The 15,416-nt window shown below is 74.3% G+C and carries 10 protein-coding genes; 7 read left to right on the top strand and 3 right to left on the bottom strand.

All coding sequences use genetic code 11. From position 1 onward, the window contains the following. The first annotated feature begins 15 nt into the window (after nt 1-15). The 5 genes from RF640_RS04335 (at nt 16) to RF640_RS04315 (ending at nt 7,980) form a co-directional block, all read left to right on the top strand. Nucleotides 16-825, top strand: coding sequence for an alpha/beta fold hydrolase (locus tag RF640_RS04335; protein WP_284563444.1), 810 nt, complete (start codon nt 16-18; stop codon nt 823-825). Nucleotides 826-928: 103 nt separating this feature from the next. Beyond that, nucleotides 929-3,505, top strand: coding sequence for an ATP-dependent helicase HrpB (gene hrpB / locus RF640_RS04330; RefSeq protein ID WP_368826728.1), 2,577 nt, complete (start codon nt 929-931; stop codon nt 3,503-3,505). 289 nt (nt 3,506-3,794) lie between these two features. Continuing rightward, entirely contained in the window at nt 3,795-4,757 is a 963-nt protein-coding gene (locus tag RF640_RS04325; protein ID WP_017832466.1) for a CoA ester lyase, read from the top strand. 176 nt (nt 4,758-4,933) lie between these two features. Further along, nucleotides 4,934-6,907, top strand: coding sequence for a penicillin-binding transpeptidase domain-containing protein (locus RF640_RS04320; protein WP_368826726.1), 1,974 nt, complete (start codon nt 4,934-4,936; stop codon nt 6,905-6,907). A 104-nt stretch (nt 6,908-7,011) separates the two neighbouring features. Next, nucleotides 7,012-7,980 carry an L-lactate dehydrogenase gene (locus RF640_RS04315; protein WP_035924999.1) on the top strand — a complete coding sequence of 323 codons (969 nt, stop codon included), beginning with the start codon at nt 7,012-7,014 and terminating at the stop codon, nt 7,978-7,980. A gap of 64 nt (nt 7,981-8,044) precedes the next feature. Here RF640_RS04315 and putP read toward each other — a convergent pair whose 3' ends face one another. Both putP and RF640_RS04305 read right to left on the bottom strand, forming a co-directional pair. Further along, on the bottom strand, nt 8,045-9,541 hold the full coding sequence (putP, locus tag RF640_RS04310) for a sodium/proline symporter PutP (RefSeq protein ID WP_017832463.1): 1,497 nt from the start codon (nt 9,539-9,541) through the stop codon (nt 8,045-8,047). Nucleotides 9,542-9,714: 173 nt separating this feature from the next. Further along, nucleotides 9,715-11,196 carry a helix-turn-helix domain-containing protein gene (locus RF640_RS04305; RefSeq protein ID WP_109268150.1) on the bottom strand — a complete coding sequence of 494 codons (1,482 nt, stop codon included), beginning with the start codon at nt 11,194-11,196 and terminating at the stop codon, nt 9,715-9,717. A 161-nt stretch (nt 11,197-11,357) separates the two neighbouring features. On the opposite strand from RF640_RS04305, the gene aceA reads away from it, so the two are divergent. Both aceA and aceB read left to right on the top strand, forming a co-directional pair. Continuing rightward, a complete protein-coding gene (aceA, locus tag RF640_RS04300) occupies nt 11,358-12,641 on the top strand; it encodes an isocitrate lyase (protein WP_017832461.1) in 1,284 nt (427 codons plus the stop codon). Between the two features lie 149 nt (nt 12,642-12,790). Next, complete coding sequence (gene aceB, locus RF640_RS04295) at nt 12,791-14,467, top strand: malate synthase A (protein WP_368826723.1); 1,677 nt, start codon at nt 12,791-12,793, stop codon at nt 14,465-14,467. Here the strand turns inward: aceB and gluQRS are convergent. Continuing rightward, entirely contained in the window at nt 14,389-15,390 is a 1,002-nt protein-coding gene (gluQRS, locus tag RF640_RS04290) for a tRNA glutamyl-Q(34) synthetase GluQRS (protein WP_368826721.1), read from the bottom strand. The two genes, aceB and gluQRS, sit on opposite strands and share 79 nt — an antisense overlap. Between the last annotated feature and the right edge of the window lie 26 nt (nt 15,391-15,416).

The following is a 15,416-nucleotide window of genomic DNA, read 5'->3' as shown; positions in this document are numbered from 1 at the left end:
CCCTAAGCTCGGAGGATGGCTGAGATCCGGACGAGCACCCTGCACACCACCGCTGTCGGGGACGACGGCGACCGCGTCGTCTTCCTGCACGGTCTGTTCGGCCGGGGCAAGAACTTCACCCGGATCGCCAAGGACCTCCAGCCGGACTTCCGGAGCCTGCTCGTGGACCTGCCCAACCACGGCGGGTCCGCGTGGACGGACCGGGTGGACTACCAGCAGATGGCGGACTCCGTGGCCGAGACCCTGCGCGACGACTTCGCCGCGGCGGGGCCGGTCGCCGTCGTCGGGCACTCCCTCGGCGGCAAGGTGGCGATGGTGCTGGCGCTGCGGCACCCAGAGCTCGTCTCCCGGCTCGTCGTGGTGGACATCGCCCCCGCCCGGGCCGGGGGCGGCGAGGGCGAGTTCGCCCACCTGCTGGACAGCCTCGCGGCCGTGGACCTCACGGCCGTCGAGCGCCGCTCGGACGCGGACGAGGCCCTCCGGGGGCCCATCCCGTGGGACACCACCCGGAGCTTCCTGCTGCAGAACCTGCGCAGGGGCCCGGAGGGCCTCTCCTGGGAGCCGAACCTCGAGCTGCTGCGGTCGAGCCTGGACACCATCGGCGGCTTCCCGGACACCGGGGACGCCGTGTACGAGGGGCCGGTGCTCTGGGTCGCCGGCGGGCGCTCGGACTACGTGCGCGACGAGCACGCGCCGGTCATGCGCCGGCTGTTCCCCCGGGCGCACCGGGTGACGATCCGCGAGGCCGGCCACTGGGTCCACTCGCAGGAGCCGGAGAAGTTCGCCGCGGTGCTGCGCGGGTTCCTGGCCCGCACCGGGCCCTGACCGCCCTCCCCGCCCGGGGCGCGGCCGCCCCGGACGGTGCGCGCCGGGTGCGGCGGCCGCCGTCCGCCGCGGCCGGCCCCCGCGGCGGTGGGAGACTGGGACGATGAGCCCCGTCCCCTTCGACCTCGCCCGGATCGGCGCCGGCCTGCCGGTCGCCGGGGTGCTCGGCGAGCTCCGCGCGGCCCTCGCCGGCGGCGTCGCCGTGGTGCAGGCCCCGCCCGGCACCGGCAAGACCACCCTGGTGCCCCCGCTGGTCGCCGACCTGCTGCACGAGCGCGCCACGGGTCCCGGGCCCGGCCGGGTGGTCGTCACCCAGCCCCGCCGGGTCGCCGCCCGCGCGGCGGCCCGGCGGCTGGCGCACCTGGCCGGGACCCGGGTGGGCGCGCTCGTGGGCCACACGGTGCGCGGCGACCTGCGCACCGGGGCTGGCACCCTCGTCGAGTTCGTCACGCCCGGCGTGCTCCTGCGCCGGCTGCTGCAGGACCCCGGGCTGCCCGGGGTGGGCGCCGTGGTCCTCGACGAGGTCCACGAGCGCGGTCTCGAGTCCGACCTGCTCGTCGGCATGCTGGCCGAGGTCCGGCAGCTGCGCGAGGACCTGGTGCTCGTCGCGATGTCCGCGACCCTCGACGCCCCGCGCTTCGCCGGGCTGCTGGGCGAGGGCGTCCCGGCCCCCGTGGTCGACTGCCCGGCCGCCCTCCACCCGCTCACGGTCCGTTGGGCCCCGGCCCCCGGCCGGCGCACCGACGAGCGCGGGGTCACCCGCCCGTTCCTCGACCACGTCGCCCGGACCGCGGCCGACGCCCACGCGCGGGCCCTGGCCCGGGACGGCGCCGCGGACGCGCTCGTGTTCGTCCCCGGGGCGTGGGAGGTCGCCCAGGTCGCCCGGCGGCTGCGGGAGACCTGCCGCGGGACCGAGGTGCTCGAGCTGCACGGCCGGGTCGGGGCCGCCGAGCAGGACCGGGCGACCTCGGGACGCCGGCCCAGGGACCCGCCCCGCGTGGTCGTCTCCACGTCCCTGGCCGAGTCCTCCCTGACGGTGCCGGGCGTGCGCCTCGTGGTCGACTCCGGGCTCTCCCGCGAGCCCCGGCGGGACGCCGGCCGCGGCATGACGGGCCTGGTCACGGTGGCGGCCTCCCGGGCCTCGGCCGAGCAGCGGGCGGGCCGTGCCGCCCGGCTCGGGCCCGGGGAGGTCGTGCGCTGCTACGACGAGCGGACCTGGGCCGCGATGCCCCGCCACCTCACCCCCGAGCTCGCGGCCGCCGACCTCACGGGCGCCGCGCTGCTGCTCGCCTGCTGGGGCGCCCCCGGCGGACGGGGCCTGCCCCTGCCGGACCCCCTGCCCGCGCCGGCCCTGGCCGACGCCGTCGCCGTGCTGCACGGGCTCGGCGCGCTCGACGAGGACGGCCGGGCCACCGCCACCGGCCGGCTGCTCGCGGCGGTGCCCGTGGACCCGCGCCTGGCCCGCGGCCTGCTGGACGGCGCCCGCGCGGTGGGCGCCCGGCCGGCGGCCGAGGTCGTCGCGATGGTCTCGGACGACCACCGCCCGCCCGGCGGGGACCTGACCCGCCTGCTCGCCGAGCTGCGCGCCGGGCGGGCCCCGGACGCCCGCCGCTGGGCCGACGAGGCCCGCCGGCTGGAGCGGATCGCCACGGACCCCGCGTTCTCCGCAGCGCCCGCGCCGCCGGCGGCCGGGGACGTCCCGGCCGATTCCGTGACCGGTGCCGTCGTGGCGCTGGCCCTGCCGGAGCGGGTCGCCCGGAAGGTGGGGGACACCTACCTGCTCGCCTCCGGGACCCGTGCGGGACTGGCCCCGGGGAGCGGCCTGGCGGGCCACGAGTGGCTCGCCGTCGCGGACGTCACCCGGGCGTCCGGCCAGGCCGCCGCCGGGACCGGGGCGGTCGTGCGCGCCGCGGCGGCGCTCGACCGGCCCCTCGCCGAGCGCTGCGCCGAGCACCTGCTCACCGACGAGGTCCGCACCCGCTTCGAGGACGGGCGGGCGAGCGCCCGCCGCGTCCGCGCGCTCGGGGCGATCGAGCTGTCCTCGACCCCGGTGCGGCCCACCCCGGCGGCGGCCCGCGAGGCGGTGCGCGCCGCCCTGGCCGAGCAGGGCCTCGGCCTGCTCGGCTGGTCGGACGGCGCCGACCGGCTGAGGCGCCGGCTCGCGCTGCTCCACCACCGGCTCGGGGACCCGTGGCCCGACGTGTCCGACGCCGCCCTGCTCGACCGGCTCGACGAGTGGCTCGCCCCCGAGCTCGACGCCCTCGCCGCCGGCCGCCGGGTCGACCTCGCCCCGCCCCTGCGGCGGCTGCTCCCGTGGCCGGAGGCCGCCCGCCTCGACGAGCTCGCGCCCGAGCGGCTGACCGTGGCCAGCGGCTCCCGGGCCCGGATCGACTACCCGGCCGCCGACGACCCCGCCGGCCGGCCCGTGGTCAGCGTCAAGCTCCAGGAGTGCTTCGGGTGGGCGGCGTCCCCGGCCGTGGCCGGCGGCCGGGTCCCGGTCCTCTTCCACCTGCTCTCCCCGGCGGGGCGGCCGCTGGCCGTGACCGACGACCTCGCCTCCTTCTGGTCCGGCCCCTACGCCCAGGTGCGCGCCGAGATGCGCGGCCGCTACCCCCGGCACCCCTGGCCCGAGGACCCCTGGACCGCGCCCGCGACCGCCCGCACCGCGCGCCGCTCCTGAGCCCGGTCCCGTGCCCGGGCACGGCGGGTGGCGTCCCGGTGTGATCTGGGTTACGGTGGAGTCACCGCACCTGCCGAGCGCGTTGATCCAGCGCGCACGGACCGGCTCGCCCACCTCGCGATCCCCGGTCCGGGGCACGCACCGGCCGGACCCCCGCGACGCGATCGTTCCCGCGGGCCCGGCACCGGTCACGGTTCCGCCGGGCAGCACCTGCCCTCCCAGCACGGGTGCCCCGGCACATCTGTCACACCGCAGCTCGCTGCACCTCACGGAGAACGGGTACGCCCTCATGACTGCCACCTCGATCGAGACCACGCCGACGACCCCGACCACCTCGTCCCTGCCGCTGGTTCCCCAGGTCGCCGCTCCCGCGGTCGGCCCGGAGCTCGCCCGCTCCTGGCTGCTCGTCAACGGCGCCCAGGCCGAGCGGTTCGCGGCGGCCCGGGCGAGCGCGGCCGACGTCGTCGTCCTGGACATCGAGGACTCCGTGGCGCCCAAGGACAAGGAGCGCGCCCGCCGCAACGTCATCAGCTGGCTGGACGCCCGGGACGAGCACGGCGAGCAGCACCACGCGTGGGTGCGGGTCAACGGCTTCGGCACCCAGTGGTGGGAGGAGGACCTCCGGGCCCTTGCCGGCGTCCGCGGCCTGGACGGCGTCATGCTGGCCATGGTCGAGTCCCCGGAGCACGTCACCCGCACCGCGGAGCTGCTCAAGGACACGCGGATCGTGGCGCTCGTCGAGACGGCCCGCGGCGTGCAGCACCTGCAGGCCATCGCCGGCGCCCGCTCCACGTACCGCCTCGGCTTCGGCCTGGGCGACTTCCGGCGCGACACGGGCTTCGGGGAGAACCCCATGACGCTGGCCTACACGCGCTCGCAGTTCACGATCGCCTCCCGGGCGGCCAACCTGCCCGGCCCCATCGACGGGCCCGCCGTCGGCGCGCTCGGGCCGAAGCTGGCCGAGGCCACGTCCGTGACCCTGGAGTTCGGCATGACGGGCAAGCTGTGCCTGATGCCGGAGCAGACCGCCACGGTCAACGAGGGCCTGAGCCCGTCCCTGTCCGAGCTGTCCTGGGCCACCGAGTTCCTCCAGGAGTTCGACGCCGACGGCGGGGAGATCCGCAACGGCTCCGACCTGCCGCGCCTCGCCCGCGCCAAGAAGATCCTGGGCCTGGCCGGCGCCTTCGGCCTGAGCATCCCCGAGGGCTACGACGTCCACTTCGAGGCGCCGACCGACACGTACCACTGCTGATCCGGTGGTGAGGGGCCGGCACCCGGCCCCGCCCCCGCGCGGGAGCGCACCCCCTCCCCGCGCGTCCGACGGACCGGTGGGTGCCGTGCAGACACGGCGCCCACCGGTTCTTCCGTGTCCGGATCCCTCCGCCCCGGCCTGTCCCGTCCGGGGCGGGACGGACTAGATTCGACACCGTGCAGACTCCCCGCCCCGCCCCGCAGCCCCCGGCGTCCCGGCCCCGCCCCCGGCGGCCGAGGGCGGCCCTCCCGGTCGCCCTCTCCGCGGCCCTCCTCGTCACCGGCTGCTCGGCGCTCGCCCCCGACGGCGGGCGGGAGACCGCCGACCGGGTCGCCGCGGCCCTGGGCGCGGGCAGCGTCCAGGAGCTGTCCTTCGGCGACGTCGAGGGTCCCTCCGCCCAGGAGCAGTACGAGCGGATCACCGCGCCGCTCGGGGAGGCCGCCCCGGCCGTCGAGGTCTCCGCGGTCGAGGACACCGGGCAGGAGGACCGCCGCGAGGCCACCCTGTCCTGGTCGTGGGACCTCCCGGGCGTGGCGCAGGACTGGGCGTACGACTCGGTCCTCCCGCTGGTCCGGACCGGGTCCGGGGACTGGTCCGCCGAGTGGTCCCCGGCCGTGGTGCACCCGGGTCTGGCGGAGGGGGAGGCCCTGCGCGCCCGGACGGTGGCCGCGGACCGCGGGGACATCCTCGGGGCGGACGGCGAGACGCTGGTGACGGAGCGCCCGATCCGGCGGGTGGGCATCGACCGGTCGCAGCTCGAGGGGGCGGACCCCGAGGAGGCGGCCCGCCGGCTCGCCGAGGCCGTGGACATCGACGCCGACGCCTACGCCGAGGCCGTCGGACAGGCCGGGCCCGAGGCGTTCGTCGAGGCCGTCCCGCTGCGGCTGGAGGACTTCCGGGAGCTGGACGCGGCGGAGATGGAGGCGGTCCCGGGCCTGCTCGTGGTCGAGGACGAGCTGCCGCTGGCGCCCTCCCGCGGCTTCGCCGCCGACCTGCTGGGCGGGGTGGCCGAGGCGACGGCCGAGGACGTGGCGGACTCCGGCGGGGAGCTCGCCCCCGGGACGGCGATCGGCCGCGGGGGAGTGCAGGAGCGCTTCGACGACCGGTTGCGCGGCACGCCCGGCGTCGTCGTCGAGGAGACCGGGGACGAGTCCGCGGCCGGCGAGCCGCTGTTCGAGGTCCCGGCGCAGGCCGGCGAGCCGGTCGCGGTGACCCTGGACCGCGGGCTCCAGGCCACCGCCGGTGAGCTGCTGGCCGGGATCGAGTCCCCCTCGGCGGTCGTGGCCGTCCGGCCCTCCACGGGCGAGCTCGTCGCCTCGGCCAACGGGCCGGGCTCCGAGGGCTACTCCACCGCGCTGCTGGGCCGGTACGCGCCCGGCTCCACCTTCAAGGTGGTCACGGCCCTCGGGATGCTCCGGCAGGGCGACACCCCCGGGACGGTCGTGCAGTGCCCGCCGTCCACGACCGCCGCGGGCGTGCGGGTCGACAACGTCGAGTCCTATCCGGCCGAGTTCACCGGCTCGATCACCCTCACCGAGGCGCTCGCCCACTCCTGCAACACCACCTTCGTGGACCAGTACGACCGGATCGACCAGGCGGAGCTGGCCGAGGCCGCGGCCGCGCTCGGGATCGGCGTGCCCGCGGAGCTGTCCGTGCCCGCGTTCTGGGGTGAGGTCCCGCGGGAGGAGCCGCCGGCCCAGCACGCCGCCGCGATGTTCGGGCAGGGCCGCACGCTCGTGTCCCCGCTGAGCATGGCCGGGCTCACCGCCTCGGTCGCCGCCGGAGAGCTCGTCACCCCCCGGCTGGTCAGCACCGAGGGACTGCTCGACGAGGACGCCGCGACCCGGCCCGGACCGGAGGAGCCCCTGACCGCTGAGGAGGCGGAGCAGCTGCGCACCATGATGCGGGCCGTCGTCTCGTCCGGGCACCTGGGCGTGCTGCAGGGGCTCGAGCCGGACACCGCGATCGGCAAGACCGGCACGGCCGAGTTCGGCGACGAGGACCCGCCCCGGACCCACTCGTGGGTGATCGCCGAGCACGAGGACCTCGCCGTGGCGGTCTTCGTGGAGGACGGCGGCCTGGGCTCGGTCACCGGCGGACCCATCATGCGGGACTTCCTGGCCGCGGCCTCCGCGTCCACCGCCGGCTGAGCCGCGACACGGTGGCCCGGGCCCTTCCGCGGCCCGCGCCGCTGGCCCAGGATGGGAGCACACCGTCCGCAGCCGCGGACCACCGGACCACCGAGGAGTTCCCCGTGCCCGAGACCGTGCCCACCACTCCCGCGAGAACCAAGATCGGCGTGGTCGGCGCCGGCTCCGTCGGCTCGTCCCTGGCCTACGCGGTCCTCATCAAGGGCGTCGCCCAGGAGGTGGCCCTCTACGACCTCGCCGGGGACCGGGTCCGCGCCGAGGGCCTGGACCTCGCCCACGGGGCCATGTTCACCCCCAGCTCCCGGGTGACCGGCTCCGACGACGTCGCCGTGCTGGCGGGCTCGGACGTCGTCTTCGTGACCGCCGGGGCCAAGCAGCGGCCCGGCCAGACCCGGATGGAGCTGGCGGGCGCCAACGCCGCGATCCTCGAGCAGCTGATGCCGCGGCTGGTGGAGCAGGCACCCGAGGCCGTGTACGTGCTGGTGACCAATCCGTGCGACGTGCTCACGGTCATCGCGCAGAAGCTCACCGGCCTGCCCACGGAGCGGGTGATGTCCTCCGGGACCGTGCTGGACACGTCCCGGCTGCGGTGGCTGCTGGCCGAGGAGGGCGGGGTGTCCACCACGAGCGTGCACGCCACGATCGTCGGCGAGCACGGGGACACCGAGTTCCCCCTGTGGTCGAACGCGAACATCGGGCAGATCCCGCTGCGGGACTGGACCGTCGAGGGGCGGCGGCCCTTCACCGACGAGCGGCTGGACGAGATCACGCACCGGACGATCAACGCGGCGTACACGGTGATCCAGGGCAAGGGCGCCACCAACTACGCGATCGGCCTGGCCGGGGCGCGCGTGGCGGAGGCCGTGCTGCGGGACGAGCACGCCGTGCTGCCCGTCTCCACGGTCCTCGACGACTACCGGGGGATCAGCGGGGTCGCCCTGTCCGTGCCGTCGATCGTCGCGCGGCGGGGCGTCGTCGAGCGGCTGGCCGTGCCCATGGACGAGCAGGAGCTGGCCATGCTGCACCGCTCCGCCGAGGCGATCCGGGCCACCCTGGCCTCGATCGGGTACTGACCCCGGACGGCGCCGGGGCCCGTTCCGGCGTGCGGAACGGGCCCCGGCGGAGCGGTGCGAGAGGTCAGCGGGCGGCCATCTCGTCCTCCGCCGCGTGGGCGAGGCGCACGGCGTCGTCGAACTCGCGCTCGATCTCCTCGTCGCGCCGATAGGTGGCCTTCGAGACCAGCACGGCGGAGACGAGGCTCACGAGGAAGCCGGGGATGATCTCGTAGAGGTCGGCCCACGGGGTCACGGTCCACGCGAACACGGTGACCGCGCCCAGGAGCATTCCGGTGATCGCGCCCAGGTTCGTGAGCTTGCGCCAGAACAGGGACAGGATCACGATCGGGCCGAACGAGGCGCCGAAGCCGGCCCACGCGAACGCCACGAGGCCGAGGATCGTGTTGTTCTGCTCCCAGGCCAGGAACGTGGCGACGAGGGCGACGAGGGCCACGCCCGCGCGGCCCATCCACACCTGCTTGCGCTCGGAGGGGGACTCCTTGACCGTCAGCTTGTACAGGTCCTCCACCAGGGCGGAGGAGGAGACGATGAGCTGGGAGGAGACCGTGGACATGATCGCCGCGAGCACGGCCGCCAGCACGAAGCCGGCGATCACGGGGTGGAAGAAGACCTGCGCGAGGTCCAGGAACACGGACTCCGGGTCGGTCGGGCTCTCGTCCGGGCGGTTGCCGTAGTAGGCGACGCCGACCAGGGCGGTGGCGATCGCCCCGATGACGCTGAGCACCATCCAGGTCAGGCCGATCCGGCGGCCGGTCTTGGCGTCGGCGGGGGAGCGCATGGCCATGAAGCGGACGATGATGTGCGGCTGGCCGAAGTAGCCGAGGCCCCACGCCAGGGCCGAGATGACGCCGATGGCCGTGGCCCCGGACACCATGGAGAGGGCGTCGGGCTGGACGGCGCGGATGTTCTCCGCCATCTGGCCGAAGCCGCCCACGTTGATCACGCCCACGACGGGGACGAGGAGCAGGGCCGCGAACATCAGGAGGCCCTGGGCCACGTCCGTGTAGGTCGCACCGAGGAAGCCGCCGAAGAGCGTGTAGGCGATGGTGACGCCGACGACGAGGAGCAGCCCGGCGTGGTACGTCGAGCCGAAGGACGACTGGAAGAACAGCCCGCCGGCCACCATGCCGGAGGAGACGTAGAACGTGAAGAACACCAGGATGATGAGCCCGGAGACGATGCGCAGCAGCCGGCTGCCGCCCTTGAGCCGGTTGTCCAGGAAGGACGGGATCGTGATCGAGTTGTGCGAGACCTCGGTGTAGGAGCGCAGCCGGGGCGCGATGAACTTCCAGTTGACCCACGCGCCGACGATCAGGCCGACGGCGATCCACGCCTCGACCAGACCGGAGAGGAACACCGCGCCGGGCAGACCGAGCAGCAGCCAGCCGGACATGTCGGAGGCACCGGCGCTGAGGGCGGCGGTCCCGGGCTTGAGGTTGCGCCCGCCGAGCATGTAGTCGTCGAGGTTCTTCGTCCTGCTGTTGGCGTAGAGGCCGATCCCGATCATGGCGGCGAAGTAGATGACGATCGCGATCGTCTGGGCTATCTCTTGGGGCATGGTGTCCTTTCCGCCCGGAGCCGGCCCGGTGGAGCGCAGCGTCCAGGGGGGTGGGTGGAGCAGAGGTCCCACAGAACTTTACGCCCGCTCCCGGGCAGTGGCCAGCCACTACGGGTGTAGGGAGGCGGTCCCGGGGGTGCGGGGAGACCGCGCCGGCGGCCCGCGGGGCCGGCTCAGGCGTCGTCGTGCGCCTGCAGGAACTCGTAGACCTCCCGCTCGTCGACGCCGGGGAAGGCCCCCTCCGGGAGGGCGGCGAGCACGTGCGAGTGGGCCCGGGTGTTGGGCCAGGCGTGGCCCGCCCACACCCGGCTGAGCTCCTCGGGCGGGCGCCGGCAGCACGAGGGGTCCGGGCAGGTCGACACCGTGCGGTGCGGGGTGTCGCGGCCGCGGAACCAGCGGGCGTCGGTGAACGCGACGCCCACGCCGATGGAGAACACGCCCTGGCTCGAGAGCTCCGTGCGCGTGGAGCACCAGTACGTGCCGGAGGGGGTGTCCGTGTACTGGGCGAACGCCGTGAACTGGTTGGGCTGGTCGAAGACGGTGCGCCCGGACCACTTGCGGCAGGAGATCTGGCCCTCGATCGCCCCGGTGTGGTCCGTCGGGAACGCCAGCCCGTTGTTCTCGTAGGCCTTGTGGATCACCCCGGACGAGTGCACCTTGTGGAAGTGGGTGCGGATCCCCAGGTGCCGGGTGGCCAGGTTCGTGAAGCGGTGGCCCGCCGTCTCGTGGGACACGGCGAAGCGGTCCTTGAGGTCCTCCAGGAAGAGATCCCGGTCCTTCTTCGCCTCGAGCAGGAACGGGACGGTCTTGTCCTCCGGGAGCATCACCGCGGCGGCGAAGTAGTTGGTCTGCACGCGCTGGGCGAGGAACTCGGCGTAGTCCTTCGGCGGCTCGTGGCCCAGCACCTGGTGCCCCACGGCCTGGAGCAGCACCGCCCGGGGGTCGTGGTCCGCCCGGGGGCTCTGCACCAGGTAGATCCGCCGGTTGAGCAGGTCGGTCACCGAGCGGGTCGAGTGCGGGAGGTCGGTGACGTGGTGGATGCTGTAGCCGAGCCTGCCCACCATCTCGGAGATCACGGAGTTGGACACGGGCCCCGAGGAGTAGCCGCCCAGGGTCAGCAGCTCCTTGGCGGCCTGCTCCAGGTCCGGGAAGTAGTTGTCCTGCGCCCGCATGAGCCGGCGCAGCTGCACGTTGGCCCGGCGAGCCTCCTCCGGGGTGGCCGAGTTCTTCTCGAGGGCCTCGGCCAGCCGCTCCTGCAGGGCCACGAGCGCCTCGAGCACCTCGGTGGACAGCGCGGAGCTGACCCGGACGGTCGGCAGCCCCAGCTGCTCGTAGAACGGGGAGCGCTGGGCGCGCTCGAGCTGGATCTCGAGCGCCTCCCGCCGGGTGCCGGGCTCGGCCCCGAGCAGGGCGTCCACGCTCGTGCCCAGGACCTCGGCGAGGCGCCGCAGCAGGCTGAGCCGGGGCTCGCGGCGCCCGTTCTCGATCACGGACAGCTGCGAGGTGGCGGTGCCCGCCCGGTCCGCGAGCTCCGCGAGCGTCATGCCGCGGTCCTTGCGCAGCGAGCGGATGCGCCGGCCGAGACCGATCAGGTCGGTGCTGCCGGCCGGCTCCGCCGTCGTCGGTTCCTCGGTGCCCCAAGCGCTGGTCGTCATTTCTTCACGATAGACGAAAAATGGCGAAAGTTCGATGAGAAATGTGGGGTTGATCCGCCTTGAACTGGGGCAAAGTGGGATGTGTCACCACGGAAGAGCGAACTTCCCGGTGACCCCGAAGCCGAAGCACCCGTTCTCGGACCACTCAACGAGGAGCCGACATGTCCTACCCCAACGCCCCCAAGACCGCCGACGAGATCCGCCAGGAGTGGGACGCCGATCCCCGCTGGGCGCAGATCACCCGCGACTACACGGCGGAGGAGGTCGTCCGCCTGCGCGGCACGGTGCAGGAGGAGATGACCCTGGCCCGCCGCGGCGCGGAGCAGCTGTGGGAGAAGCTGCACACCGAGGACTTCGTCAACTCCCTGGGCGCCCTGACCGGCAACCAGGCGGTCCAGCAGGTCAAGGCCGGTCTCAAGGCCATCTACCTCTCCGGCTGGCAGGTCGCCGGCGACGCGAACCTCGCGGGCCAGACCTACCCCGACCAGTCGATCTACCCCGCCAACTCCGTCCCGGCGGTCGTGCGGCGGATCAACAACGCGCTGATGCGCGCCGACCAGATCGAGCACTCCGAGGGCACGAGCACGGTCGAGGACTGGCTGGTCCCGATCGTGGCCGACGCCGAGGCCGGCTTCGGCGGCCCGCTCAACGCCTACGAGCTCATGAAGTCCATGATCGCGGCCGGCGCGGCCGGCGTGCACTGGGAGGACCAGCTGGCCTCCGAGAAGAAGTGCGGCCACCTGGGCGGCAAGGTGCTCATCCCCACCCAGCAGCACGTCCGCACCCTGAGCGCGGCCCGGCTCGCGGCCGACGTCGCCGACGTCCCCTCGCTGATCATCGCCCGCACCGACGCGGAGGCGGCCACCCTGATCACCTCGGACGTCGACGACCGCGACAAGCCGTTCGTCACCGGCGAGCGCACCGCGGAGGGCTACTACAAGGTCCGCAACGGCCTCGAGGCCTGCATCGCCCGCGGTAACGCCTACGCCCCGTACGCCGACCTGCTGTGGATGGAGACGGGCACTCCGGACCTCGAGCTGGCCAAGAAGTTCGCCGACGGCATCCACGCGGAGCACCCCGACCAGATGCTCGCCTACAACTGCTCGCCGTCCTTCAACTGGAAGAAGCACCTGGACGACGCCACGATCGCCAAGTTCCAGCGCGAGCTGGGTGCGATGGGCTTCAAGTTCCAGTTCATCACCCTGGCCGGCTTCCACGCCCTGAACTACTCGATGTTCGACCTCGCCCACGGCTACGCCCGCAACCAGATGACGGCCTACGTGGAGCTGCAGGAGCGGGAGTTCGCGGCCGAGGAGCGCGGCTACACCGCCACCCGCCACCAGCGCGAGGTCGGCACCGGCTACTTCGACCTGGTCTCCACCGTCCTCAACCCGCAGTCCTCCACCACGGCGCTGGCCGGGTCCACCGAGACCGCCCAGTTCTGAGCCGAACGGCCCTGAGCCGAACGGCCGTGACCGGCCGGGGGCCCGACAGGGTCCCCGGCCGCGCCGCATCCGACGACGACCCGCTCCGGCGCCCTCCGGAGCCGCCCCACCCGAACTCCCCAGGACACTCTTCAGGCGAGGACCCAGCCATGATGACCATGACCAGCAACCCCGTGACGATCAACGGCGTGACCCTCACCGGTCACCACGTGCCCCGGCAGAACAGTGTGCTCACCCCCGACGCGCTCGGCTTCCTCGCGGCGCTGCACCGCGAGTTCGAGCCCCGCCGGCGCGAGCTGCTGGCCGCCCGCGAGGAGCGGCGCAAGGCGATCGCCCGCGGCACCGACCCCACGTTCCTGCCCGAGACGCGGAGGATCCGCGAGGACGACTCCTGGCGCGTGCCCCCGCCCCCGCCCGGGCTCGATGACCGCCGCGTGGAGATCACCGGTCCCACCGAGCGGAAGATGACCATCAACGCCCTCAACTCCGGGGCGAAGGTGTGGCTCGCGGACATGGAGGACGCCAACACCCCGCACTGGACGAACGTGGTCACCAACCAGCTCAACCTCATCGACGCGCTCGAGGGGACCATCGAGTTCACCAACCCGGACGGCAAGAAGTACGCGCTGAAGAACAGGGACGCCCGGGCCAACCCGACCATCGTGGTGCGGCCCCGCGGGTGGCACTTCGAGGAGAGGCACCTGTCCGTGCGGGACGAGCCCATCGCGGGCGCCATCGTGGACTTCGGCCTGTACTTCTTCCACAACGCGCGCCGGCTCAAGAAGCTCGGCCTGGGCCCCTACTTCTACCTGCCCAAGACCGAGTCCCACCAGGAGGCGCGGCTGTGGCACGACATCTTCAGCCGGGCGGAGTCCATGCTGGGGACGGACCGCGGCACCATCCGCGCCACCGTGCTGATCGAGACGATCACCGCGGCCTTCGAGATGGAGGAGATCCTCCACGAGCTCGGGGAGCACGCCGCGGGGCTCAACGCCGGCCGCTGGGACTACATCTTCTCCATCATCAAGAACTTCCGGACCCGCGGGCCCCGCTTCATCCTCCCGGACCGCAACGCGGTGACCATGACGCAGCCGTTCATGCGGGCCTACACCGAGCAGCTCGTGCGGGCCTGCCACCGCCGCGGGGCGATGGCCATCGGCGGGATGGCCGCGTTCATCCCCTCCCGCCGGGACGAGGAGGTCAACCGCACCGCGATCGAGAAGGTGCAGGCCGACAAGACACGCGAGGCCGAGGACGGGTTCGACGGATCCTGGGTGGCCCACCCCGACCTGGTCCCCGTGTGCCGCGAGGTCTTCGACGCGGTGCTCGGCGACCGCCCGAACCAGCTGGACCGGCTCCGCGAGGACGTGGTGCCCGACGACAAGGCGCTCATCGACATCGCCTCGGCCGAGGGGAGGATCACCGAGGTGGGGATCCGCAACAACGTGGAGGTGGGGATCCGCTACATCGAGGCGTGGCTGCGCGGCAACGGCGCCGTGGGCATCCACAACCTGATGGAGGACGCCGCGACCGCGGAGATCTCCCGCTCCCAGATCTGGCAGTGGGTGAACACCCGCGCCATCACGGACGAGGGCGAGGAGATCACCCGGGACTGGGTGCAGGAGCTGCTGGAGGAGGAGTTCGCGAGGATCGAGCGCGCCGAGGGCGACCGCTTCGACGACGCCCGCGCCATCTTCGAGGAGGTGGCCCTGGGCGACGACTACCCCGCCTTCCTGACCACCCCCGCCTACGAGCGGTTCCTGGCCGAGCCCGAGGACCCGCACGCCCCGGAGGAGGCCGGCACCTCCGCGTCCTCGCGCGCCTGAGCGGCCCACCGGGCGGGGTCCACGACCCAGGGCGTCCGGGGCAGGACGTCCTCGTCGAACACGGCGAGGACGTCCTGCGCCGACCGGAGCGGGCCGGGGAGGCCCAGCGACGCGGCCATCCAGCCCAGCACCTCCTCGGCGCCGTGCCCCGCCGCGGCGAGCTCGGCGAGGGTCACGGCGCCGTCCCGCTTGGCGAGGCGCTGCCCGTGCGCGTTGAGCACGAGCGGCACGTGCACCCACTCCGGCTCGTCCAGACCGAGCACCGAGGCCAGGTACGCCTGCCGGGGGGTCGAGGGCAGCAGGTCGTCGCCCCGGACCACCTGGTCCACGCCCTGGTGGGCGTCGTCGAGGACCACCGCGAGGTTGTAGGCGGGGCGGCCGTCGTTGCGCAGCAGCACGAAGTCGTCGACGAGCCCCGTGAACGCCCCGGCCCAGCGGTCCACGACCGTGCGGGAGCGCACGTCCGCGCGCAGCCGCACCGCCGGAGGCCGCTCGCGGCGGCGCCGCGCCCGCTCGGCGTCGCGGAGGTCCCGGCACGTGCCCGGGTAGGCGCCCGGGGCCCCGTGCGGCGCGCTCGCGGCCGCCTGCACCTCCCGGCGCGTGCAGTAGCACTCGTAGGTGCGCCCCGCCGCGGTGAGACGCTCCACCACGGCCCGGTGCTCGGCCTCCCGCGAGGACTGCAGCAGGGGCGGGCCGTCCCAGTCGAGGCCCAGCCGGGCGAGGTCCGCGAGCTGCCGCTCGGCCGCCCCCGGCCGCACCCGGTCGATGTCCTCGACGCGCAGGACGAAGCCCCGGCCCGTGGAGCGCGCGAGGGCCCACGCGAGCAGCGCCGTGCGGAGGTTGCCGAGGTGGAGGTCCCCCGAGGGGGACGGAGCATAGCGGCCGGCGCCTCCGGCCGCACGGCCCGAGGACGGAACGGTCATGGTTGCCAGGATAGCCAGCGGCGGTC

It is taken from the genome of Kocuria sp. CPCC 205231, assembly GCF_040980965.1.
Taxonomy (GTDB): domain Bacteria; phylum Actinomycetota; class Actinomycetes; order Actinomycetales; family Micrococcaceae; genus Kocuria; species Kocuria rosea.
This window is presented reverse-complemented; position numbering and strand designations above follow the sequence as displayed.